The 25,078-nt window shown below is 62.2% G+C and carries 15 protein-coding genes and 1 pseudogene; 8 read left to right on the forward strand and 8 right to left on the reverse strand.

The window, feature by feature from the left end:
• Positions 1-85 precede the first annotated feature (85 nt).
• Positions 86-1,510 (forward strand): ISNCY family transposase, encoded by a 1,425-nt coding sequence (locus tag ACN9MU_RS17480; protein ID WP_426343179.1) that lies wholly within the window; start codon positions 86-88, stop codon positions 1,508-1,510.
• Between the two features lie 65 nt (positions 1,511-1,575).
• Here the strand turns inward: ACN9MU_RS17480 and ACN9MU_RS17485 are convergent, their stop codons facing one another.
• A complete protein-coding gene (locus ACN9MU_RS17485; protein WP_426343180.1) occupies positions 1,576-2,460 on the reverse strand; it encodes a LysR family transcriptional regulator in 885 nt (294 codons plus the stop codon).
• 95 nt (positions 2,461-2,555) lie between these two features.
• Here ACN9MU_RS17485 and ACN9MU_RS17490 point away from each other — a divergent pair, with 95 nt between their 5' ends.
• On the forward strand, positions 2,556-3,533 hold the full coding sequence (locus ACN9MU_RS17490; RefSeq protein WP_426343181.1) for an NAD(P)H-binding protein: 978 nt from the start codon (positions 2,556-2,558) through the stop codon (positions 3,531-3,533).
• Here the strand turns inward: ACN9MU_RS17490 and ACN9MU_RS17495 are convergent.
• Together ACN9MU_RS17495 and ACN9MU_RS17500 are read right to left on the reverse strand one after the other, a co-directional pair.
• The gene (locus tag ACN9MU_RS17495; RefSeq protein ID WP_426343182.1) at positions 3,530-5,734 is read right to left on the reverse strand and encodes an OsmC domain/YcaO domain-containing protein; all 2,205 of its coding nucleotides are present in this window, start codon (positions 5,732-5,734) and stop codon (positions 3,530-3,532) included. The genes ACN9MU_RS17490 and ACN9MU_RS17495 overlap by 4 nt on opposite strands.
• A gap of 75 nt (positions 5,735-5,809) precedes the next feature.
• Positions 5,810-7,582: an AI-2E family transporter gene (locus ACN9MU_RS17500; protein ID WP_426343183.1), complete on the reverse strand. Its 1,773-nt coding sequence runs from the start codon at positions 7,580-7,582 to the stop codon at positions 5,810-5,812.
• A 169-nt stretch (positions 7,583-7,751) separates the two neighbouring features.
• Between ACN9MU_RS17500 and ACN9MU_RS17505 the strand changes: the two genes are divergently transcribed.
• A complete protein-coding gene (locus tag ACN9MU_RS17505; RefSeq protein ID WP_426343184.1) occupies positions 7,752-10,925 on the forward strand; it encodes a di-heme oxidoredictase family protein in 3,174 nt (1,057 codons plus the stop codon).
• A 165-nt stretch (positions 10,926-11,090) separates the two neighbouring features.
• Here the strand turns inward: ACN9MU_RS17505 and ACN9MU_RS17510 are convergent.
• Positions 11,091-11,291: pseudogene (locus tag ACN9MU_RS17510) on the reverse strand (aldo/keto reductase); the annotation flags it as partial.
• A 74-nt stretch (positions 11,292-11,365) separates the two neighbouring features.
• Here ACN9MU_RS17510 and ACN9MU_RS17515 point away from each other — a divergent pair.
• Positions 11,366-12,274, forward strand: coding sequence for a LysR substrate-binding domain-containing protein (locus tag ACN9MU_RS17515; RefSeq protein ID WP_426343185.1), 909 nt, complete (start codon positions 11,366-11,368; stop codon positions 12,272-12,274).
• Between the two features lie 33 nt (positions 12,275-12,307).
• A complete protein-coding gene (locus tag ACN9MU_RS17520) occupies positions 12,308-14,275 on the forward strand; it encodes a peptidase U32 family protein (protein WP_426318041.1) in 1,968 nt (655 codons plus the stop codon).
• Here the strand turns inward: ACN9MU_RS17520 and ACN9MU_RS17525 are convergent.
• Positions 14,272-14,772: a hypothetical protein gene (locus tag ACN9MU_RS17525; protein WP_426161658.1), complete on the reverse strand. Its 501-nt coding sequence runs from the start codon at positions 14,770-14,772 to the stop codon at positions 14,272-14,274. The two genes, ACN9MU_RS17520 and ACN9MU_RS17525, sit on opposite strands and share 4 nt — an antisense overlap.
• Before the next feature lie 94 nt (positions 14,773-14,866).
• Between ACN9MU_RS17525 and ACN9MU_RS17530 the strand changes: the two genes are divergently transcribed.
• The 3 genes from ACN9MU_RS17530 to ACN9MU_RS17540 all read left to right on the forward strand — a co-directional run bounded on the left by ACN9MU_RS17530 (position 14,867) and on the right by ACN9MU_RS17540 (position 21,430).
• Positions 14,867-18,637, forward strand: a complete 3,771-nt coding sequence (locus tag ACN9MU_RS17530; protein WP_426343186.1) for a CHASE domain-containing protein — start codon at positions 14,867-14,869, stop codon at positions 18,635-18,637.
• A 61-nt stretch (positions 18,638-18,698) separates the two neighbouring features.
• Positions 18,699-19,178, forward strand: a complete 480-nt coding sequence (locus tag ACN9MU_RS17535) for a hypothetical protein (RefSeq protein ID WP_426161660.1) — start codon at positions 18,699-18,701, stop codon at positions 19,176-19,178.
• A gap of 5 nt (positions 19,179-19,183) precedes the next feature.
• Complete coding sequence (locus ACN9MU_RS17540; protein WP_426343187.1) at positions 19,184-21,430, forward strand: putative bifunctional diguanylate cyclase/phosphodiesterase; 2,247 nt, start codon at positions 19,184-19,186, stop codon at positions 21,428-21,430.
• Here the strand turns inward: ACN9MU_RS17540 and fusA are convergent.
• From fusA to ACN9MU_RS17555, 3 genes are all read right to left on the reverse strand, one after another.
• Positions 21,427-23,541, reverse strand: a complete 2,115-nt coding sequence (gene fusA, locus ACN9MU_RS17545; RefSeq protein ID WP_426343188.1) for an elongation factor G — start codon at positions 23,539-23,541, stop codon at positions 21,427-21,429. The genes ACN9MU_RS17540 and fusA overlap by 4 nt on opposite strands.
• 84 nt (positions 23,542-23,625) lie before the next feature.
• The gene (locus ACN9MU_RS17550) at positions 23,626-24,216 is read right to left on the reverse strand and encodes a flavin reductase family protein (RefSeq protein WP_426161663.1); all 591 of its coding nucleotides are present in this window, start codon (positions 24,214-24,216) and stop codon (positions 23,626-23,628) included.
• A complete protein-coding gene (locus ACN9MU_RS17555; protein WP_426318044.1) occupies positions 24,200-25,078 on the reverse strand; it encodes an SMP-30/gluconolactonase/LRE family protein in 879 nt (292 codons plus the stop codon). Before ACN9MU_RS17555 ends, ACN9MU_RS17550 begins: the two co-directional genes overlap by 17 nt.

Here is a 25,078-nt window from a genome sequence, read left to right on the forward strand (position 1 = left end):
GTAATGTCCGCTTCTAGCAATATAGAAATGTCGCATTTCAGATGGCCTCGGCGCAAGCTGGATGCTCCACTTCAAGGAGCCCGCCATGGCCAAGTCCGGGACAATTACGATGAGTATGCGCGAAGCGGATCGGCTGAAGACGATTCAAGCCGTGGTGGATGGCAATCTCCGGCCGGGCCTGGCTGCGCAGCGTCTGGAGCTCACCGCACGGCAAGTTCAGCGGCTGGTCCAACGATACTGTGCCGAAGGCCCTGCTGGCCTAGTTTCCCGCCATCGTGGACGTTCGAGCAACCACCAACTCCCCAAAGAACTGGTAAATCGCGCTGTGCGCCTGCTGCGTGACCACTATCCCGATTTTGGACCGACATTCGCCTGCGAGAAGCTGCGCGAGCAACATGGTGTTCTGCTATCCAAGGAAACGGTACGGCAGCTGATGATTGACGCTGGTCTATGGGTTCCTCGTCGTCAGTTGCCCTTGCGGGTCTACCAGCCACGCAATCGACGCGCCTGCTACGGTGAATTGATCCAGATCGACGGGAGCAATCATGCCTGGTTCGAAGAACGAGCCCCTGCATGCACGCTCCTGGTCTTTGTCGATGACGCCACCAGCCGTCTTTTGTACCTGCATTTCACCTATACGGAATCGACTTTCAGCTACTTTGAAGCCACACGTGCCTATGTGGAGCAGCATGGCAAACCCGTCGCCTTTTACAGCGACAAGGCAACCGTCTTCCGCAACAACAGTGGCCGCGCTGCAGAAAATGGCGGCCATACGCAGTTTGCACGGGCGCTTTATGAGCTCAATATCGACTTAATCTGTGCCAACTCTTCACAGGCCAAAGGACGCGTGGAGCGCATGAATCTGAGCCTACAGGACCGGCTCGTCAAGGAACTGCGTCTACAGGGCATTTCAATGCTGGCGACGGCCAATCGCTGGGCGCCGACCTTCATCGCCGACTACAACCGCCGCTTTGCTAAACCGCCGCGCAATGACCTGGATGCACACCGGCCGGTACGTGACGATGAAGATCTCGATCTCATCTTCACGGCACGCGAACGGCGCCGGGTCTCACGCAGCTTGAGCCTACAATACGACAAGATGCTTTATCTGCTCGCGGATACGCCGGAAGCGCGCAAGCAGATTGGCCATTACGTCGAGGTTTACGAATATCCGGATGGTCGGATAGAAGTCCGGGCGAACGGAAGCGCCCTTGCCTACACCACTTACGACAAACTACCGGTGGCAAACCAGGCATCGATTGTCGAGAACAAGCGTCTTGGGCACGTGCTTGAAATTGCACAGGAAATGCAAAAGATTAGGGACAGCAGGCGCCGGCTGAACAAGCCCGCCAGAACCAACCTTGGATTGCCGCCAGCACAAATGCAGCGGACACCGGGAACCAAGTCCGTTCGCCAGCTGGACATGGATGATCTGTGCGCTGCCATTGCCAAAACACCGTTACGCCGCCCCGCATCGACGCCAAAACGTTCTAACCAAAGCAAATCCTAAGGAGCTGGTTCAGACATTTCTATTTTGCTGGCAACCGGACATTTCTACTTAGCCTTGACATATGGCTATTCCCATAGATCCTTCAATCCAACCGCCAAGGCATCAAAAACCGTCTTGCAACGTGCACTGTGCCGCAAATCCGAATGCATGGTGATCCATGTCGTCATTGCCATGTGCATTTCCTTTTCCAGGACACGAACCAGGGTCTTATCGCGCTCCGCCAGTCCAACCTGGTATGCGCCAATGCCCGCGCCTGCACGGACCAAGGCCATTTGCGCCAGATTGCTGTCTGTCCGATATGCGAACCCTTCACGCTTCCAGGCGCCCAGTTTTGCGCTGGCCGCCCGCAGGAATGGCGTCTCCATGTCGAATCCGATCAAGCTGTGACGCGCGAGGTCCGCAACATTTTTCGGTTCGCCTTGCGTCGCCAAGTAATCCCTGTGCGCGTAGAAACCGACGGCGACCTCACCGACGCGCTGCGCCAATAAAAGATCCTGCTGCGGCTGCGTCATCCGCACGGCGATGTCGACCTCTCGACCAAGCAAGTCCTGGACTGCGTCGCTCAGCACGAGTTCGATCGCCAGTTCAGGATGTTTGGCGCGAAGCGGCGCCAGGATCGATGGCAGGATTTCTATGCCTACGACTTCACTTGCCGAGATCCTTACGGCGCCGCGAACGGCACTGTGTCCGTGGGCGCTGCGTTCTATCGACGCGGCGGCGTGCTGCATTTCTTCGAGTTGGGTCCGCAACTGCAGTGCGGCCTCCGTTGGCTGCAGCCCTGACTGGGAGCGCGTAAACAAGGCCAAACCCAGGCCGGACTCGAGTTCGGAAACGTGGCGCCCGACCGTTGGCTGCGTCAATCCCAGCGATCGCGCGGCGCCGGATAAGGACTGGGCGTCCAAAACGTGCAAAAAGGTCCTGTACAGATCCCAGGGAATCGACTTTGTCATACAAATTTGTATAGCCACTACAAGGATTTAGGGAATTTTCGTTGGGCCGGAGTTTGGCCATAATTTGCTTCATCGTCAACTCAAGGGAGCATGTCATGGATCGAAAATCGGTATTGATACTCGGCGCGAGCGGTGGAATCGGCGGCGAAATGGTTCGCCAACTCGTGGCGCGAGGCTGGACAGTTCGTGCGCTGAAACGTGGCCTGGGCGTAGCAAACCGCATGGCTGATGGCGTCGAATGGATTGAGGGCGACGCAATGAACGCGCTGGATGTCGGCAGGGCGTCTGAAGGGTGTTCTGTCATCGTCCATGCCGTCAATCCGCCAGGCTATCGAGGCTGGAGCCAGCTGGTCTTGCCGATGATTGACAATACGATTGCCGCTGCGGCCTCGCAAGGCGCGACCATCGTTTTGCCGGGAACCGTCTACAACTTCGGCCCCGACGCCTTCCCGGTCCTGCGTGAAGACTCGTTGCAGCGCCCTCTTACACGCAAAGGCAAAATTCGCGTCGAACTGGAGACGCGGCTACGGAAAGCCAGCGAGCGTGGAAACGTGCGAACAATCGTCGTCCGTGCGGGGGACTTCTTTGGACCCAATGCCCGGAATAACTGGCTTTCGCAAGGGATGATACGGCCCGGCGAGGTGCCGGCAGAAGTCAAATTGCCAGGTTCACCCGGTATTGGGCATCAGTACGCATACCTGCCGGACGTTGCGGCCACCATGATTGCTTTGCTCGAAATGCGCGACAAGTTGCCGCGTTTCGCCAGCTATCACATGGCCGGTTATTGGGATCATGACGGCACCGAATTCGGACGCGCGATCCAGAGCGTAATCGAGTCGCACGGCGCAAAGCCTCCGAGGCTGAAGGCCTTTCCCTGGTGGCTGGTCCGCCTCGCGGCGCCGTTCAACGAAACCCTGCGTGAAATGCTGGAAATGCGCTACCTGTGGCAGCGCACCGTTCGAATGGAAAACCAGCGGCTGCGGAATGTACTCGGCGCCGAACCGCATACACCGCTGGAAACCGCCCTCGCCTGCACACTTGGCAGCCTTGGCTGCCTTCCTGCCAGGTCTTAACGGGCTTTGGCTGCAGCCTTGGCGCGCGCCGCGTGCAATTTCCTGTAGCTGTCGATCTTGCGCTGATGCCTGTCGAGGCCTTCCAGCTTCATGCTGGTCGGGGTCAGGCCGTGGAAACGCACGCTGCCGTCGACCGAGCCGATGACCGCGTCCATCTTTTCGTCGCCAAACATGCGGCGGAAATTGACGACGTAATCGTCCAGCTCCATCTCTTCATCAAGCAGCACTTCCAGCACCGCGCTCAGGGCCTGGTAGAACAGTCCGCGATCCAGCGTGTTGTCGTTATACTGCAGGAAGGCGTCGACCAGATCGCGCGCGGCTTCGTATTCGTTGAGGGCCAGGTTAATCAGCAGCCTCAATTCGAGCACAGTCAGCTGGCCCCAGACCGTGTTCTCGTCGAATTCAATGCCGATGAGGGTCGCGATATCGCCGTATTCATCAAGTTCGCTGTTTTCCAGGCGTTCGAGCAGTGCTTCCAGGCTCTCGTCGTCCAGGCGGTGCAGGTTCAGGATATCGTTGCGGAACTGGAGCGCCTTGTTGGTGTTATCCCAGATCAGGTCTTCCACCGGATAGATTTCCGAATAGCCTGGCACCAGGATTCGGCAGGCAGTCGCGCCCAGCTCGTCGTACACGGCCATGTAGGACTCCTTGCCCAAGTCCTGGAGGATGCCGAACAAGGCCGCGGCTTCCTCGGCATTCGAGTCTTCGCCCTGGCCGGAGAAGTCCCATTCAACAAAGTCAAAATCCGATCTGGCGCTGAAGAAGCGCCAGGACACGATACCGCTCGAATCGATGAAATGCTCGACGAAGTTGTTTGGTTCGGTCACGGCGTTGCTGACGAAAGTCGGACGCGGCAGGTCGTTCAGGCCTTCAAAGCTGCGGCCCTGGAGCAATTCGGTCAGGCTGCGTTCCAGCGCGACTTCAAAACTCGGATGTGCGCCGAACGAGGCAAACACGCCGCCCGTGCGCGGATTCATCAACGTCACGCACATCACTGGATAGGTTCCGCCCAGCGATGCGTCTTTCACGAGTACCGGGAAGCCCTGTTCTTCCAGGCCTTTGATGCCGGCCAGGATGCCCGGATATTTCGCCAGGACTTCCTGCGGAACGTCCGGCAAGGCCAGTTCGCCTTCCAGGATTTCCCGTTTGACCGCCCTTTCGAAAATCTCGGACAGGCATTGCACCTGCGCTTCCGCCAGCGTATTGCCAGCGCTCATGCCGTTGCTGACAAAGAGATTCTCGACCAGGTTGGTCGGGAAGTACACCACCTCGCCGTCCGATTGCCTCACGAACGGCAAGGAGCAGATGCCGCGATCGACGTTGCCGGAATTGGTGTCGTACAGATGCGAGCCACGCAGTTCGCCATCCGGGTCGTAGATTCCACGGCTGTATTCATCCAGGATCTCCGCCGGCAGCGCGTCTTTGCGGCCGGGCTTGAACCATCGCTCATTCGGATAATGCACGAAGTCAGCGTTGGCAATGTCTTCTCCCCAGAATTCGCCGGCATAGAAGTGGTTGCAGCTGATTCGCTCGATGTACTCGCCCAATGCAGAGGCCAGTGCACTCTCCTTGGTCGAGCCTTTGCCATTGGTGAAGCACATTGGCGAGTGCGCGTCGCGGATGTGCAGCGACCAGACATTGGGAACGATATTGCGCCAGGATGCGATTTCAATCTTGATGCCGAGATTGGCCAGCAGGCCCGACATATTGGCGATGGTCTGCTCCAGTGGCAGGTCCTTGCCCGGAATGTAGGTGCTCGAGCCGGATGTCGCGTCGATGGTCAGCAGGGCCTGTGCATCGGCGTCCAGATTTTCCACTTCCTCGATGATGAATTCCGGGCCGGCCTGCACCACCTTTTTGACCGTGCAGCGGTCGATGGAGCGCAAGATGCCTTCGCGGTCCTTGGCCGAGATATCCGGCGGCAGCTCCACCTGGATCTTGAAGATCTGTTGGTAGCGATTTTCAGGATCGACAATATTGTTCTGCGAGAGGCGGATATTCTCGGTCGGGATATTGCGGGTTGAGCAATACAATTTCACAAAATACGCGGCGCACAAGGCCGACGACGCCAGGAAATAGTCAAACGGTCCAGGCGCCGAGCCGTCTCCCTTGTAGCGGATTGGCTGGTCGGCGATGACCGTGAAATCGTCGAATTTGGCTTCCAGGCGAAGCTTATCGAGAAAGTTGACCTTAATTTCCATGGGAATGTTCCAAAATAGTGCTCAAAATAGCGTGGCCGCTATTATCGGCTCTTTTCAGGCGCACCGCAAAGACTGTCAGCCGATCTTGCTGGGCGTGACGAACGCCAGCGCCTCTTCGAACGATTGCAGCACCAGGTCGACGTGCGAAGCGATGGTTGCGTGCTCGTTGCCCGCATCGTCGCGCGGGCGGATCGTTACCAGTTGCACGTCGGGCAAGGCCGCCCGCAACTCGGTCACGGCCGATATCCACGCTGCCGGCGCACTCTCGATCGGGTAGGCAATGAAGACCGTGGACACCAGGTTGTCGGCTCCCGGGTCGTCCTCTGGTCCTGCAGGATCAAGGACAAAGCTGCGCGCGTCCAGCTTCGCATCGCGGAACACCAGGACCAGCAACTCGCTCAGGAACTCTTCGCGCACGCCTGGCATGGAGGTGCAGACAATGACCGAACGCGCAGGCACGTCCAGCGAACCTTGCCAGCGCCCCAACCTTTCCTCGCGCTGATGGCGCAAATGGGCGCCAACGTTCTCGTCGAGCATGGAGATGTTGCGGCGGCGGGCGCGGCTTGGCGCGTGGCCGGCGTCCAGCGTATCGGCCACCATTGCGACTGTCGCGCGCAGACGGCTTTCCTGGCCGCTTTGCAGCCCTGCCCCCGCCATGGCGAGGCCGGGCAGCAGCACCCTGTCGCAATAGCGAGCCAGGGTCGACTTGCGCAGGAAGGTGCGTGCGTCTTCGATAATCGCGTTGGCATCGCCGCTCAGCACCCGGTGGTAGAAGCGCTGCGCTTCATTGGTATTGGGCGATTCCGCGAACATGATGCTGATCGGCTCCAGGCTCTTGATATAGCGGCCGCCGACCACGATGCACAGCGTGAGCGGCGTGGAGAGCAGCAATCCCAACGGACCCCAGATAGCCCCCCAGAACAGCGCCGACACGATCACCGCCAGCGGCGACATGCCAACGCTATGGCCATACACGCGCGGCTCGATCACGTTGGCGACGAATACTTCGAGCACGATGAACAGCACGATGGCGTAAACAGCGAGCGTCCAGCCAGGTTCGGCGGCGGCGGCAAACAGGGCGATTGCGGCGCCTGCGATCAGTGCGCCGATATAGGGCACGAAACGAAGCGCTGCACAAAGTGCGCCCCACAGTGCGGCGTGCGGAATGCTGATCAGCCAGAGCGCGATCGAGATCACCACGCCAAACGTCAGGTTCAGGAGCAACTGGGTGAAGAAGAAGCGTGATACGCCCTCGGCCGCGTCTTCCAGGCCTTTGATGGTGCGACTGACTTCGCGCTGGCCCACCAGCCGCAGGACGCGATCCCGCAGGTTTTCCCGGTCCAGCAGGATGAAAATCATCAGCACCAGCACGAGGAAAGCCTCGCCCAGGGGTCCCGAAACCACGCCGATGGCCTTGGCGATGGAATCGCTGGTGCTGGCGTGTTCACGAATCTCCACCGGCACCGGCCGCGGGCCCGTTTCAAGTGCGCTTGCCGATGGCTGCTCTTCCAGCAGTTGCGGCGCCAGGCGTGCCAATGGATGCTGGGCCAGTTCTTCCAGCGACTTTGACTTGGAACGGATTTCGGCGGTGTATTGGGGCAGGTCCGAGGTCAGCGCCATGACATTGGCGCCCAGGATCGCGAAAGCGCCGGCAAACAGCACGATCACCAGCGCCAGCGCGCCGAAGGTCGCATTGACGCGGGAAAGTCCGAGGCTGCCCATGGTGCGGATCAAGGGAGCCAGCGCGAGGCTCAGCACCAGCGCCGTGACCACAGGCTGCAGCACCTCCCTGCCAAAATAGAGAAGGCCAAGCACACACGCCGCCGTGACGGCAAAATTCACTTTCATTCGGTTCCACCCATGCCAATCCAGCCGCGATCATACTTGATCTTTATCGGCCTGATGGCAATGAGCCCAGGCTTCATAACTATCAAGTGCAACGCACGCTTGACTTTGGTGTCCAGATGGACAATATTGCCTACCAGCAATTGGAAAGGATTCCACTTACGGAGGCGTCATGTTCACCAAACACAGGATCACCCGCGGCTTGCCCCTTGCCCTCGCCACGCTGCTGGCAGCTTGCGGCGGCGGTAATGGAAGCGACAGTACGGCACCGGGAACGGTGCTCAAGGCCGAGAGCGCGGTGCAAACAACGGAAATTGCCTTGACGCCGGCAGGCGCCACCGCTTCTGCGGTTGAACGCGGCGACCTGTCTGCCGCTGCGGCCATCGACCATAGCGACGGCACGCGCTGGAGCAGCGGCTTTACCGACGACCAGTACCTGACGCTGGATTATGGCAAGCCGGTCGCCATCAACCGCGTCAGGATTGCCTGGGAAAATGCCCACGCAAGCGAATATCAGCTTCAGGTATCCGATGACAACGCTACCTGGACCACGATCAAGTCCGTGCAAAACAGCCAGGGCGGCACCGAGGACTGGTCCGGCCTCGCTGGCCAGGGCCGGTATTTGCGCATGAAGGGTATCAAGCGCTCCTCCCAATACGGCTACTCGATCGTCGAGATCCAGGCGTTCTCCGGCACGCCGGCCTCCCCCAGCCCGACACCGCAACCGGAACCGCTGCCTGCCGATCCTGCTGCGCCTGGCGTTGCGGTGAAGCCGCTCACCGCAACTTCGTCTGCGGTGGAGAACGCAGGCATGTCGGCCTCCGCCGCGATCGACGGGCTGGCCAGCACGCGCTGGGCCAGCGCAAGGGAGGATGGCGCCTGGATCCAGTTCGATTTCGGCGCCCGGACTGCCATCGGCTATATGAAGCTGGCCTGGGAAAATGCCTATGCGAAGCAATATTCCCTGCTTGTCTCAGACGATGGCAGCAACTGGTCGCAACTGCGCCTGGTCAGCAACGGCCGGGGCGGAACGGAAGAATTCTTCAACCTCGGCATCAATGCCCGCTATGTCCGCATGCAGGGCATTGCCCGCGCAACGCAGTACGGCTATTCGCTGTTCGAGGTGGAATTCAAGTCGCCGGGCAGCGACAACACCCTGCAGCCCGGCGCGACGTCGGCGTTGCGTTTCCCGGCCAGCGGGCAAGATATGGTGCCGTTGCCAGCGGCGCCATCTCCACTGGAGACGCTGCAATTCACGCTGGCGGACGGCACCCTCGTCACCCGCTTCGGCGCACGCGGCTTCGCACGCCACGGCCGCGAGCGCGGCGAGGAGTGGAATGAAATCGGCTACGGCCCGAACGAGACCGTCGATCCGGCAACCGGGCAGGCTGTCGATAAAGGCCCCGGCAACTACCTCACCTTCGTGCCGCAATACTTCAAGAACCGCACCTGGGGCGTTGAAATCGTCGACAACAGCCGCGTTCCCGGCGTCACCAAGCCTACCCTGGTCGTCAACCAGTACACGACGGTCGATTTCCTGTCCGGCGGAATTGCCTTCTTCCGCGCCATCGACCGCCCGGGCGTCACCGGTTATGGCTGGATGGCGCCGGGGGAGCTGGTCGATCACAATGTCAAGGTATGCAAACCGACGCCCTACCCTGCGGCCGGCCAGCTCTCGGCCCCGGGAGGCATCAATGGCGCCTGCACGCTGCTGGTCAAGCAGTATCCCGGCATGAACGGGCTCGATGCAGACGGCTTCCCGAATGGCAGCAATATCCCGGCGCGGCCGCTGGTGCTGGGCGATGCGATCGAAGTTTCTCCCTCCATGTTTTCCACTACCGAGTCCATGCTCGGCAAGGGCGATAGCGGCGGCATCCGCTACTATTCTGCGGAATGGATCTATGTGGTCGGCACCGGCCTGCGCCCATGGTACGGCGTGCAGCCGCGCCTCAATTCGGTGCCGCTGCCGCCGGAGACCCTGTCGGGCGGCCTTGGTTCGGTGTCCTACAACTATTCGGACAACGGCCTGTTCATGTTCCAGCAGCCGCAGAACAATGCAGGCATGCAGAATATGCAGCGCTTTGTCGAAGGCCGCCGCCTGATCCACACCAGTTTCGCCACGGGCGACCATAATGAAGCCGGCAACGACCGCTACACACCTGCCGTGGGCCTGCAAGGCCCGCGCTTCAACCAGTCGGCCTGCATCGGATGCCACGTCAACAATGGCCGCAGCCCGGCGCCATTTGCCGTCAACCAGAAGCTGGACACCATGTCGGTGCGGGTCGCCGTGACGGGAGCGGACGGCCAGCAGTTGCCGCACCCTCTGTACGGAACCGCGGTGCAGATGAACGCCTTCTCCAGCACCGGCGCTCCACAGAACTGGGGCACCGGCGTGCGAGTTTCCGGCTTCGAGGCACGCTCGGTAACGCTGGCCGACGGCACGGCAGTGGAATTGCGCAAGCCCCTGCTCGCCTATGAAGGACCGGCGCCGGAGATTGCGTCACTGCGCGCCGCGCAGCCGATGATCGGCACCGGCTTGCTGGAAGCGGTTCCCGAAGCCGATATCCTGGCCCGCGTCCGCAGCGCCCCGGATGCGGATGGCGTCAAAGGCATCGCCAACTTCGTCTTCGATCCCGAAACCGGCGCGGTGCGCCTGGGCCGCTTTGGCTGGAAAGCCGCCAAGGCAACGCTGCGCCACCAGGCCGCAGCGGCACTGTTGCAGGACATGGCAGTGACATCGCCGGTCTACCCGAATCGCAGTTGCGGCAGCGACCCTGCCGGTTGTAAAACTGCCACCGCGCAGCACGGCGTGAGCGAGGCCGAACTACAGCTGATCTCGCAGTACCTGGCCCTGGTCGCCGTTCCTGCACAGCGCAGCCTGCCAAGCGGCTTCCCGAAAGGCGTGGCGCCGCTCGAAGAATTGCGCGTCGACGCGCAGCAAGTAGGCGCCGGATCGCGCCTGTTCCAGGCCATGCGTTGTTCGGCATGCCATACGGTGGAAATGCGCACCGGCCCGGGACATCTGCTGGCGGAGCTGCGCAACCAGGTGATCCGCCCCTATACGGATCTGCTGCTGCACGACATGGGCGCCGGACTGGCCGACAATTTTGTCGAAGGCCAGGCCAGGGGCGGCATGTGGCGTACCGCGCCGCTGTGGGGTATCGGCTATACCGACAAGGTGATGGGCAATGGCGGCAAGGCCGGCTACCTGCACGATGGCCGTGCGCGTAACCTGACCGAGGCCATCATGTGGCACGGCGGCGAGGGTGAGGCCTCCCGCCAGCGCTTCGCCGCCCTGTCCCCGGCGGACCGTGAAGCCTTGCTGGCCTTCCTGAAATCGCTGTAAGTACGACAGCCGTGCCGGCCCGGGGCGTTAGTCCCAGGCCGGCGCCAGGCCTTCCGGGTTGACCATGCGGCCGTTGCGTTCCAGCGCTGCGATGTCGGCCATGTCCTGCGCGCTCAGTTGAAGGCGGTGTCCTGGAGGTTGCTGGCCAGGTTTTCGCGCTTGGTTGATGTATTGTTCGACCGGCACCTTGCTCAGCGGCCAGTGGATCAGCGCCAGGTCGACGTAATCTGTGCGCAGCTTGGCCAGGCTTTCTTCCAGGCTGGCGACCAGCCGGTCGGCGGCAAAGTTGTCGTTCCAGACCTTGGTGGTCAGGAACAGCTCCTTGCGGGCGACGCCGGATTCGGCGACAGCCTGGCCGACTTCGGCTGCCACTCTAGCTTCAAGACTTTTGCGGAAAAGGCGGGTTTTCCGCGAAAGACATTTGAGTAATAATCAAAGATATGAAGACTACCCTTGACGAAATGCAGGCCTTTATTGCCATTGTGGCCACAGGATCGATCAGCGCCGCCGCTGAACGCCTGGGACTGACGGTTTCCGCAGCCAGCCGCACCCTGACCCGCCTCGAAGAGAAACTCGAAACCACGCTGGTCCGCCGCACCACGCGCCGCCTCGAGCTGACCGAGGAAGGCAAGGCTTTCCTCGAATGCGCCCGCACCATTGTTGCCAAGGTGGAGGAAACCGAAGAGAAGATGTCGCTGCGCCGCCAGGGCCCAGCCGGGAGGCTGCGCATCGATGCGTCGACGCCCTTCATGTTGCACGTCATCGTGCCGCTGGTGAACGGCTACCGCGAACGTTTCCCGCGCGTGGAGCTTGAGCTGAACAGCAATGAAGGGATCACCGACCTGATGGAAAAGCGTACCGACGTCGCCTTTCGCATTGGCCGCCTGCGCGATTCGACCCTGCACGCGACGCCGATCGGCACCGGCCGCCTGCGCATCCTCGCCAGTCCCGCCTACCTGGAAAAGCACGGCCGGCCGGCCAACGTGGCAGACCTGGCCAACCACACGATCCTGGGCTTCAACCAGCCGGAGACCCTCAACGACTGGCCATTGGAGGACGCCGACGGCCAGCCCGTGCACATCACGCCGGATATCTACACCTCAAGCGGCGAAACCCTGCTGCACCTGGCGCTGCACGGCGCCGGCCTTGTCTGCCTGTCGGACTTCCTGAGCAATGCCGACCGCAAGGCCGGCCGCCTGGTCCAAGTCCTGGTCGAAGAAACGTTGGAGGTTCGGCAACCGATCAATGCCGTCTACTACCGCAATACGGCGCTGTCGGCGCGGATCGCGTCGTTTGTCGACTACATGAAGGAAAAACTGGGCGATCGCGCCTTCAGCGAGCCGGTATAATATCCACCCTTGCAACTGTAGGGTTATCTTAGAATGTCATTGCTTGATCACGAGCTCGAACTGCTGGCGCCAGCCAAGACCGCGGAAATTGGCCGCGAAGCCATCCTGCACGGCGCCGATGCCGTCTATATCGGCGGTCCCGCCTTTGGCGCTCGCCACAACGCCAGCAATCCGATCGAGGATATTTCCTCGCTGGTGGAATTCGCCCACCGCTACCGCTCGCGCATCTTCGTGACCATGAACACCATCATGCACGATTCGGAGCTTGACCTGGCACGCAAACAGATCTGGCAACTGTACGAGGCCGGCGTCGATGCGCTGATCATCCAGGATATGGGCCTGCTCGAACTGGACCTGCCGCCGATCCAGCTCCACGCTTCCACCCAGTGCGACATCCGCACGGTGGAAAAAGCCAAATTCCTGGGTGACGTAGGCTTCTCGCAGCTGGTGCTGGCGCGCGAACTGACGCTCGAGAAGATCAAGCAGATTCGCGCCCAGGTCGATACTCCGCTTGAATACTTCGTACACGGCGCGCTGTGCGTGGCCTTCTCCGGCCAGTGCTATATCTCGCATGCAGACACCGGCCGCAGCGCCAATCGCGGCGATTGCTCGCAGGCTTGCCGCCTGCCATACACGCTGTCCGACAACCAGGGCCGCGTCGTCGCCTTTGAAAAGCACCTGCTGTCGATGAAGGACAACGACCAGAGCGCCAACCTGGAAGCGCTGGTCGATGCCGGCATCCGCTCCTTCAAGATCGAAGGCCGCTACAAGGACATGGGCTATGTGAAGAACATCACCGCCCACTACCGCCTGTTGCTCGATGAACTGCTGGAGCGCCGTCCCGAGTTCGCCCGAGCCGCCAGTGGCCGCACCCGCGTGCTGTTCACGCCCGACGTCGACAAGACTTTCCACCGCGGCCACACCGACTACTTCGCCAATGGCCGCCAGGACGATATCGGCGCCTTCGATTCGCCGAAATACGTCGGCGTGGAACTGGGCACCGTGGTGCGCATGGGCGGCGACCATATCGACGTCATCACCAATGCGCCGATGGCCAACGGCGACGGCTTGAATTACATGAACAAGCGCACCACGGTCGGCATCCAGGCCAACAAGGCCGAAAAGCTGGGCGATAGCGAAGACGGCCAGCGCTGGCGCGTGTTCCCGAATGAGCAAATGGCGGCCCTGCCGGGCTTGAAAGTCGGCACCGTGATCCACCGCAACCGCGACCACCAGTGGGAAGCGGCGCTGCACAAGAAGTCTTCCGACCGCCACGTGGGCCTGCAACTGACCCTGGCCGAGACTGAGGGCGGGCTGCGCCTCTCGATCATCGATGAAGACGGCATCGTCAGCGTCACAGATGCGCCGATGGCGCTGCAGCCGGCACAGAATGCCGAGCAGGCAGAAAGCGGCTTGCGCGCCAGCTTGGCGAAGCTGGGCAACACCATGTTCGTGGCCGACCACGTGGAGCTGAAACTGTCGCAGCCCTGGTTCGTGCCTTCATCGGCAATCAACGCCCTGCGCCGCGATGCGGTGGCCGCGCATGAAGCGGCCCGGCTGGCGGCCTGGCAGCGTCCACAGCGCAAGGCGCCCGCCGAACCGCGCGCTGTCTATCCGGATACGCAACTGAGCTACCTCGCCAACGTCTATAACGAAAAGGCGCGCGAGTTCTATCACAAGCATGGCGTTGCGCTGATCGATGCGGCCTACGAGGCGCACGAGGAAGCGGGCGAAGTGCCGCTCATGATCACCAAGCATTGCCTGCGCTTTTCGTTCAACCTGTGCCCGAAACAGGCCAAGGGCGTGCAAGGGGTGCAGGGCCAGGTCAAGGCGGAACCGATGACGCTCGTCAGCGGCGACCACACCTATACGCTGCGCTTCGATTGCAAGCCGTGCGAGATGCACGTGGTAGGCGCCATGAAGCCGGGCATCCTGAACTCCCCTCCTCCATCGGCGGTGCCATACAGCCCGCTGGTGTTCCACCGCAAGCGGCCGAACTAAGCCAGCAAGGCGCGCGCTTCTGCCAGCAAGCCCTCGGCGCAGGGCTTGCCAGTCTTCGATTCCCTCAATGAGACATGCCACAGGCCGATGACGCCGGCCAGCTGGCTTTCGTCTTTTGCATGTTCGATGCGGCGCACCAGGTCGGCCGCCATCAGGCCGAGGTGCTTGCGCGCTGCGGCCACCATGAATTCGCGTGCCGCCGCCAGCGCTGCCGTACCGATGGCGGCAGGATGGCTTGCCGCCGGCACCGGCGCTGGCGCCGAACTGATCCCCACCAGTCCCTTGCGCAGCAAGGCTTCCACCGCCTCCAGCATTTCGTCTTCACCCAGCCAGGTCTCGATTTCACCGAAGGCCTTTTGGCCGTCGATCAGGATCAGCACGGAGCGCTGGCGTGCCGAGAGCCCGGCGCTACGCTGGACAAATTCCACCCGGCCCGCCTCGGTCTTGCCAAATACCGTGCCGCGCAAGCGGATTCGATTTTCTGGAGTCAATTGCATGTTGACATGCTACGGGGCAAATGTGACAACTTCATTTCAGCCTTGTACATCTTCCATGATATAAAGGCATCACCACTGACCCGCTCTCCGCACCATGCCACTTCGCCTGCGTACGCTGACAGTCCTGCTGCTCGCTACTGGAGCGTATTACCTGCTGGCGCGGCTTGGCCTGATGCTCGCACTGGCGCAAAGCAATGCCAGCCCGATCTGGCCGCCATCGGGCTTCGCACTGGTGCTGCTGTTGCGCTTTGGACGGCAGTTGTGGCCTGCGATCCTCGCCGGTGCCTTCTTCGCCAACCTGGCTGTCTTCCATAACAACAACGTCGCCTCCTTGCCGGTGCTGCTGACAGTCTCGCTGACGATTGCCATCGGCAATACCTCAGAGGCACTGGTGGCCAACTGGCTGTCACAGAGGCTTGGCATCGCCGGCATGGCTCTGAATAACCAGCGTGAGGTATACAAGTTCGGCGCAGTGGCTGCTGTCGCCGCCCTTGCATCGGCGGCAGTTGGCGTGGTCTCGCTCGAACTGTCCGGCATCATCCCGCCGGCACTGACCTGGCAAGTCGCTGCCACCTGGTGGACCGGCGACTTCCTCGGAATGTTGCTGCTGGCGCCGCTGGCGATGGCCATTCCCACCCATCCAGCCTGGCCGCAATGGTCGCCAGGCCAATGGGCCTTCCTCGCTGCGCTGGCGATTGCCACGCTGGCTGTCTTCCTGAGCGATTCGCATCTCGCTGCAGCCCAGTTCCTGCCTTACTGCCTGCTGTTCTTCCTGGCCCTGGCGGCAGTGAAGCGCTGGCGTTCCATGGTGCGCATCGCGCTCGCCATCATTTCCGGCATCGCGATACCGGCCACGGTCATGGACCACGGGCCCTTTGTTTCCGGCGTCCTGCACCATTCGCTGCTCTCGCTCTCGACCTACCTCGCGATCAGCAGCATACTGGCCTGGGTCCTGGCCACGGAGGAGGAACCCGGGCTCGCGGAAAGCTACGTCTGGACCCCGATCCTGATCCTGTTGGCCTGCATGACGCTGACCGTAAGCGCCTGGGGCTGGATCACCTACGACACCGAATCCCGCACCAGCGAGCGGTTCCAGCGTGCCGCGGACAATGTGCGCGAAACCATACGCCTGCGCATGGAGGGCTACGAATCCCTGCTGCGTGCCGGCACGGCGCTGTTCGATGCCTCCTATAGCGTCGAGCGCGAAGAATGGCAGCAGTTCGTGACCGGACTGGAGCTGCCAAAGCAGTATCCGGGCGTGCTCGGCATGGGGTATGCGCGTTTTGCGCCAGCTGGCGCCGTCGCCGCGCTGAACAAGGAAATCAAGGTCTGGCCGGAAGGCGACCGCGACCTGCATGCAGCAATCGTCTACCTGGAGCCGCAATCGGAACGCAACAAGTTCGCGATCGGCTACGACATGATGTCCGAACCGACGCGCAGGGACGCCATGGTTGCGGCCATGCAAACGGGCAAAATGACTGCCAGCGGCCCCATCACGCTGGTGCAGGAGATCAAAGGCCCCAAGCAGGTCGGCTTCCTGATGTTCAATCCGGTTTATAGAAAAGACAGCGCGGGACATCGCGAATTGCAGGGCTTTGTCTACAGTCCCTTCCGCATGGGCGACCTCATGCAAGGCATCTTTGGCAGCGACCTGCGTGAGGTGCGCCTCGACGTCTACTTCCAGGACACCAAGGGGCAACTGATGTACACGAGCACTGGCAGCAGCGGGGGACAGAGCTTCACCCGCCTTTCCAGCCTGCAGTCCGTGCCGGTCGGCGACAACGGCCAGACCTGGGCATTGAATGTGCGCCCGACCGCCCTGTTCGACGCCGCGGTCGACCAGGGCAAATCCTTCATGGTGCTGGTGATGGGCACGTTGATCAGCCTGCTCTTCTTCGGCGCCAGCCGCAACCTGGTGCATGAACGTATTGCTGCCCTGCGCGCCAAGGACCAGTCGGCAAAGCAGCTCGAGCAACAGACTGCCAGCCTGGAAGAATCGGAAGCGCGCTTCAAGCTGCTCACTTCCCACATCCGCAACCACGCCATCGTGCTGCTCGACCCGACCGGCACCATCACCACCTGGAATGATGGCGCCGAAAAGCTGTTCGGCTACAAGGCGGCAGAGATCGTCGGCCAGCCCCTGAAGGTCCTGTCGACCGAAAGCCATGCGATCACCAGCATGACCCTGGCCCTGGAACACGGCCAGTATGAAGCGACCTCGCTGCGCCGCCGGCGCGACGGCAGCACCTTCCTCGGCCTGAAACAGCTGTTCCCCGTGCGCGACGACCATGGGCTCTGCATCGGCTACGCCATGATCATGCGCGACGTCACGGCCGAAAAGGCCGCCGAGAAGGAACTGAACGACGCCAAGACCCAGGCCGAATCGGCCAGCGCCGCCAAGAGCGCCTTTGTCGCCAACGTCAGCCACGAATTGCGCACGCCGATGAATGCAGTGCTGGGCGTCAGCCAGATCCTGGCCCGGACGCCGCTCAATGCCGAGCAGCGCCAATATCTCGACATGGTCTCCGGTGCCGGCCGCTCCCTGCTTGCCTTGCTCAACGATGTGCTCGATTTCTCCAAGATCGAGGCCAACAAGCTGGAACTGGTCGACGACGATTTCCTGGTCGAGGACGTGCTGTGCGCACTGGCCGCCGTGATGGCCATGACCAGCGCCGACAAGGGCCTGGCATTGTCCCTGTGCGTGGATGCGGACGTGCCTGTCTCGCTGCACGGCGATGTGCAGCGCATCCAGCAAGTGCTGCTCAACCTGGTCAGCAATGCCCTCAAGTTCACCGACAGCGGCAGCGTCACCGTGCATGCCAGCCGCGATTCGGCCGACCCCGGCATGCTGCGCTGGGAAGTCAGCGATACCGGCATCGGCATCAGCCCCGAGCAATTGCAACGCCTGTTCACACCGTTCAGCCAGGCCGACGCTTCAATGGCGCGGCGCTATGGGGGGACCGGACTGGGGCTCGCGATTTCCCAGCGCCTGGTGCAGATGATGGGCGGCACGATCGAAGTAGCGAGCACGCCGGGCCGCGGCACCACTTTCACCTTCCTGATGCCGCTGCGCGAGGGCGACCTGCCCGACCCGTACGCTTTGACCGGGGCGAAGCGCAACTGGCGCGTGCTGTACGCCGACCCCGGGCCGCACTTGCACGACGACGTGGTGCAGTTGGCTGCGCGCTGGGGCTGGCGCTGCGACACGGTTGATTCCGCGGCCGGGATCGGCGCCGCCCTGGCGCGCGCCAATTACGATTTGCTGATCTATGACAGCAGCTTCGCCGGTACCGCGCGTGCAAGCGATGTGCCGCAACGTATCTGCGTGCGCAGCGGCGCGCAGGATACAACGGGCGGCCCGCGGCCCGACTCCGAGCTGTTGCGCCCCCTGACGCGTTCCGCCCTGTTCTACGCCCTGAGCACCCAGGCCGACAAGGGAGGCGCCCAACAGGGCGCCTTCAGCAGCGGCAGCAAGGTGCTCACAGGACAATCCATCCTGCTGGCCGAGGACAATGCGCTGAACCAGCTGGTCGCGCGCAGCATGCTGGAAGCGGTCGGCGCCAACGTCCATATCGCCGAGAACGGGGCGCAGGCTGTCGATTTCCTGCGCCATGGCGAGCCGCCGGTGGACCTGGTCCTGATGGACGTGCAAATGCCGGTGATGGACGGCTTCAGCGCCACCCAGGCAATCCGCAAGGAACTGGGCCTGGACGTGCCCGTACTTGCCATGAGCGCCGGCGTCACCCTCGGCGAACGCGCCGAATGCGATGCCGCCGGCATGAACGGCTTCGTTGCCAAGCCAGTCGATGGGGATGACTTAATTACAACGATTTTGCAATTTGTTCATGCCAAGGCCCGCAATTGAAATCTAAGGAAATGACACAAACGCTATAATTGGCCGGCAGTCATTAAATTTTTGGAAATAAATGAAAAAGCTTTTCATTGGGGCTACCTTTGCTGCCCTGTCGATGCCGGCGCTTGCCGACACCTTTAGCGTGATTGAAAACCAGCCGTTATCCGAACTTTGGGTAAATCCGGGCTTCTACTCCTATCACTTCCAGCGCGATAAAGGCTTCGACGATACCAATCCCGGCTTCGGGGCGGAATACCGCTTTTCCACTGTTGCCTCAGTGACTGCAGGGCGCTTTCACAACAGCGACCGCCAGATGTCGAATTACGCCGGCGTGTATTACCAGCCCTGGGCAATCGGCCCGGTGCGACTCGGCGCCGTGATCGGCGGCTTCGATGGCTATCCAAAAATGCGCGATGGCGGATGGTTCCTCGCGGCAATTCCAGTGATCAGCGTGGAATACCAACGCGTTGGCGTTAACTTTGCTATCGTACCTACATACAAGGAACGTTTGCATGGCGCTCTCTCCGTGCAGCTCAAGTTCAAACTGATGTGATTCAAATGAACAAGCGCACATCCATTGAACACTTGCAGTCCAGCTCGCTGGAGGAATTACAGCGGCTGGCTGGATTTGTGTGTGGAAAACCGGTGCCGGCCGAGGCACTGGAGGATGAGCAGCTCTTGTTCAGCCATTTGCCGGATAAGCATTCTCCCGAACAGCATGCCGCGCTGGCCGATATCGCCCATTGCCTGCGCACCCAGCAAAGCCTGCGCCAGGGGCTGGCCCGGGCCAGGGGTTTCCTGGCCGGGTTCGCCGAGCACGCACCGGCCCCGCTCTGGATCAGGGATGCGGCCGGCAATTACGTGATGGGAAGCGGCCTCGAGCAGCAGGACGGCGCGCCTGAGAATCCGGACGTCACCAAGACCATGGAGACAACCGACGAAGGCAAGCGCCATTGGCTGGTGCATAAATTCCCCATTCACGTGAATGGCGAATCCTTTACCGGCGGCTCCGCGATCGACGTCACCACCGAGGTGGAAAAAGAACGCGCCCTGATCCGCCATGACAATTTTTATGTGCTGCTGTCGCGCATGAGCGCCCTGATCCCCCGCTCGCGCACGCTGGAGCAGCTGTGCCTTGATGCCTGCCGCCTGGCAGCGCACCAGCCCAGCCTTGATTGCGCCGCCATCAGCCGCCGCGCCGACGATGGCACGCTCTACCTGTTTGCCTCGGCCAGCCGCGAAGGCCAGGAGCGCCACTGGAGCGCTGGCGAAACGCCGCCGGACTGGCTGGCGGCGGAACTGGCGGCCCATGTGCTGGCCACCGGCCGCGTCCAGTCGGGTTCGCGCAAGGGCCACGAAATCGCGTCCTGCATGGCGGTGCCGCTGTTCGTCAACAACCAGCCCTGGGGCGCGGCGACTTTCTATTCGCGCCGCGAACAGCATTTCGACGCCTTCTATCGCGAGCGTGCCGGTGAGTTGAGCAACGAGCTGAGCTACGGGATCGAGCGCCTGGTCAATGCCCAGGAAATGCACCGGCTGGCGCGCACCAATGTGCTGTCCGGGCTGCCAAGCCGGCTGCAGTTCGAGGAAGAGATTGCCGCCTTGGCCGCTTCCGACGCGCGCGGCACGGTCCTGCTGGTCAACATCAACCGTTTCGATGAAATCAGTTCCGCCTACGGCAATGCCGCCGCCGTCGGCCTGATGCGCCATATCGCCCAGCGCCTGCGCTCGGTGGTCGCGGAAAGCATGCTGCTGGCCCACGTCGGCGTCGGCCGCTTTGCAGTCTTCCTGCCCGCGCACGGTACCCAGACTGCCGCGGAATTCATCCACGAGACGGCGGTGCCGATGCTGCAAGGCGCCTACCAGGTCAAGGAGCACAAGATCTGGTGCACCATCAACGCCGGGGCCGCCGCCCTGCCCGACGATGGCACCACGGCCGACGAGTTGCTGGTCAAGGCCTGGGACGCGCTGGCCGCGGCACGCGACCTCGACCTGCGTTTCGGACAGTATGACCGCGCCGCCGACCGCGTGGTGGCGCGCCAGATCAGCCTTGAAGTGGAATTGCGCGACGCGTTGGAACGCCAGGAGTTCGTCAATTTCTACCAGCCGAAAATCGACCTGCGCACCGGCAAGCTGACCGGCGCCGAAGCGCTGGTGCGCTGGCGCCATCCCCTGCGCGGCCTGGTGCCGCCGTCGGAATTCGTGCCGGAGCTGGAGCGCACCGGCCTGGTGATCGCCGTTGGCCGCCAGGTCATGCAGCGCGCCATGCAGGACTGGCGGGCCTGGCACGATGCCGGGCTGCAGCCGCCGCAAATTGCCGTCAACGTGGCGCCGGCCCAGTTCCGCTGCGATTCCCTGTTCAGCGACATCGAACATGCCCTGCACACGGCCGGCGCCGACAAGCAGCCGTTGTCGATCGAGATTACCGAAAGCTCCCTGGTCTCGGACCATGACCGCGTGGTCGAAATCCTCAATAAGGTGCGCGCGCTGGATGTGCCGGTGGCCATCGACGATTTCGGCACCGGCTATTCCTCGCTGTCCTATCTGGTCAGCCTGCCGGTGGACGTGATGAAGATCGACCGTTCCTTCGTCACCCGCATGTCGCTCGATGCGGGCTATATGGGCCTGGTCAGCACGGTGGTGTCGCTGGCGCACAACCTTGACCTCAAGGTCGTGGCCGAGGGGATCGAGACCGAAGAAGAAGCCAAGCTGCTCAAACTGCTGCGTTGCGAACAGGGACAGGGATACCTGTACGGCCACCCTGTCCCGGCCGACGAATTCGCGGCCTTGCTCGAACCGGCCTAGTGCTTCGATGCGGCGCGCGCCGTCGCCACCTGGTCGAGGATGTGCTTGGGCACCGCCGCGTAGTGCTGGAACTCCATGGTATAGGTCGCCCGTCCCTGCGTCAGCGAACGCAGCGAAGTGGAATAGCCGAACATCTCCGCCAGCGGCACCAGCGCGCGAATCTGCTTGCCGCCGCCACCGGGGATTTCGTCCATGCCCTGCACCATGCCGCGCCGCGTGGTCAGGTCGCCCATCACATTGCCCATGAATTCCTCGGGCGTCTCCACCTCGACGTGCATCATGGGCTCCAGCAGCTGCGCGTCAGCCTTGCGCATGCCTTCCTTGAAGGCCATCGAACCGGCCATGCGGAAGGCGTTCTCGTTCGAGTCCACGTCGTGGTAGGAGCCGAAAGTCAGCGTGGCGCGCACGTCGACCACCGGATAGCCAGCCAGCACGCCGGTATTGAGCGTCTCGCGGATGCCCTTCTCCACCGCCGGAATGAACTCGCGCGGCACCACGCCACCCTTGATGGCGTCCACGAACTCGAACCCCTTGCCCGCTTCCATCGGTTCCAGCTTCAGCACCACGTGGCCATACTGGCCCTTGCCGCCTGATTGCTTGATGAACTTGCCCTCGATATCGCTGACCGCCTTGGTCACGGTTTCGCGATAGGCCACCTGCGGCTTGCCTACCGTGGTTTCGACGCTGAATTCGCGGCGCATGCGGTCCACCAGGATTTCCAGGTGCAGCTCGCCCATGCCGGACATGATGGTCTGGCCCGATTCCTCGTCGGTATGCACGCGGAACGACGGGTCTTCCTGCGCCAGGCGGTTCAGGGCGATCGCCATCTTTTCCTGGTCGGCCTTGGTCTTCGGCTCCACCGCCTGTGAAATCACGGGCTCGGGGAAGACCATTTTTTCCAGGATGATCACCTTGTCCGGATTGCTCAGCGTGTCCCCGGTGGTCACGTTCTTCAAGCCCACGGCAGCGGCGATGTCGCCCGCGAACACTTCCTTGATCTCCTTGCGTTCGTTGGCGTGCATCTGCAGGATGCGCCCCAGGCGCTCTTTCTGCCCCTTGGTCGGGTTGTACACGGTATCGCCCGAATTCACGATCCCCGAATAGACGCGGAAGAAGGTCAGCTGGCCGACGAACGGGTCGGTCATGATCTTGAAGGCGAGCGCGGAGAACGGCTCGTCGTCCGATGGATGGCGTTCGATCTCGTTGTCGTCTTCGTCGTGACCCGCGATGGCCGGCACGTCGACCGGCGACGGCAGGTACTCGATCACCGCATCCAGCATCGCCTGCACGCCGCGGTTCTTGAATGCGCTGCCGGCCAGCATCGGCACGATCTCGTTGCGGATCGTTCGTTCGCGCAGCGCCGCCTTGATCTCGTCTTCGCTCAGGGTCTCGCCATTCAGGTATTTCTCCGTCAGCTCGGGCGTCGCCTCGGCGGCGGCTTCGATCATATGGTCGTGCCACTGCTGCGCCAGCTCTTTCAGGTTCGCGGGAATGTCCTCGTAGGTGAACTTGACGCCCAGCGTCTCGTCGTCCCACATGATGGCGCGCATCTTGACCAGGTCGACCACGCCGTGGAAATTCTCCTCGGCGCCGATCGGGATCTGGATCGGCACGGCAGTGCCTTTCAGGCGGTCCTTGATCTGCCGCTGCACGCGGAAGAAGTCCGCGCCGACGCGGTCCATCTTGTTGACGAAGGCAAGGCGCGGCACCTTGTACTTGTTGGCCTGGCGCCAGACGGTTTCCGATTGCGGCTGCACGCCGCCGACCGAGTCATATACCATGACCGCGCCATCGAGCACGCGCATCGAGCGTTCGACTTCGATCGTGAAGTCGACGTGGCCCGGCGTGTCGATGATATTGATGCGGTGCTCGGGGAAGTTCCCGCCCATGCCTTTCCAGAAGGCGGTGGTCGCTGCCGAGGTGATGGTGATGCCGCGTTCCTGCTCCTGCTCCATCCAGTCCATGGTCGCGGCGCCGTTGTGCACCTCACCCAGCTTGTGGTTGACCCCGGTGTAAAACAGGATGCGCTCCGTCGTCGTGGTCTTGCCAGCGTCGATATGGGCACTGATGCCGATGTTGCGGTAACGCTCGATAGGTGTCTTGCGGCTCATCACAATCTCCTTGAACGATGCCTTGCGGGCATCTTCGATTCTATCAGTAACAGGAGTGCGAAGATTGGGCGGCTCAACAAGAAATCAAGGGAGCGGTTTCGCTTTTATCATCGCACTCGCACGCGCAAAATGTCCGGCACCAAGATGGTGCAGGGTGTGCAGATCGGCATTGTCGTCACGGAACGACCAGTGCCCGTCGGAAAAGACTCTTTCATCGGCAGCGGCCGCCACCACTTGTGCGAAGCAGGTGTCGTACGCGTCTTCGGCATGGCGCTCGGGGATCAGGCGGCACTCCAGCCAGGCCACGCAGCCGGTGGCGAGCAGCGGCGCGCCGGTGGCCGTGCCAGGCCGGGAGTCGAGCCTGAAGCGGGCGAACTTGTCGCCTTCGCGGCCGCTCGACGTGCCAACGGCGTATGCCAGGTCGGCTGCCGCGGCGCCGGGGATGCAGACCGCGAACACGCCGCTGGCGGCGATCAGCTCGCGGCTGAAGGTAAGCTTGTCGATCACGACGGCAATGCGGGGCGGCGTAAATTCGACCGGCATCGACCAGGCAGCGGCCATGATGTTGCGCCGGCCCTCATGGGCGCTGGTGACGAGTACGGTCGGGCCGTGGTTGAGCAGGCGGCTGGCTTGGTTCAGGGCAACCGGCTTGAAGTGTTCAAATTGCTGAGTCATCCCCCATTCTAGCGCCGAAGCGCATTTCCGGCAGGCCGACCGCGTCGGTCACCGGCATGCCAAACACGCCGCCGGCATAGCGTTCGCTTTCCAGCAAATCCACCAGGGCACTGGTCACGAACAGCTGGTCCAGCCCGGGGCCGCCAAAGCAGGGGCAGGTCGGCTGGCTGACCGGCACCGCCACCGCGCGCTCGATGCTGCCATCGGGACGGTAGCGCACGATCCGGCCGGCGCCCCATTCGGCATTCCAGAGGAAGCCGTCGGCATCGATCGCAGAGCCATCGGGCTCGCCGCAGCCGGGCGGCAAATGGGCGAAGATGCGTTCGCCCGCCACTTGATCGCCATAATCGCAGCAGCGGATTATGCCGCTCAGGGAGTCGCAGAAATACATGGTGGCGCCATCCGGGCTGAAGCAGATGCTGTTGGCAATCGCAACCGGCGCCAGCGGCAGCGTTTCCAGCTGCAGATTGTGGCCGAGGCGGTAGAAGCGCCCGATCGGCGCCCTGCCGATCGCTTCGTTCATGGTGCCGAACACGAAACGGCCCTGGCGATCGCAACGGCCGTCGTTGAGCCGCGTGCCGGGGACGTCGCTCTCCACTTCCACGATCGTCATCACCTCGCCAGCGGCAAAGTCGAACCAGGCCAGCCGGCTTTCCAGGCCGAGCAACAAACGGCCTTCCGACGCCGCCAGCGCAAACGACGCCAGGCGCTCCGGCATCTCCCACTGCTGCGTCACCCCGGTCGCGGGCCGGTGCCGCCACAGGCGGCGCCCCAGGATATCGGTCCACAGCAGGGATTGCGTACGCTCGCACCAGACAATGCATTCGCCCAAGGCATTCTGGGCATCCACGATCAGCTCCAC

The sequence above is a fragment of the Pseudoduganella sp. R-32 genome (assembly GCF_049913245.1).
GTDB lineage: Bacteria > Pseudomonadota > Gammaproteobacteria > Burkholderiales > Burkholderiaceae_D > Rugamonas.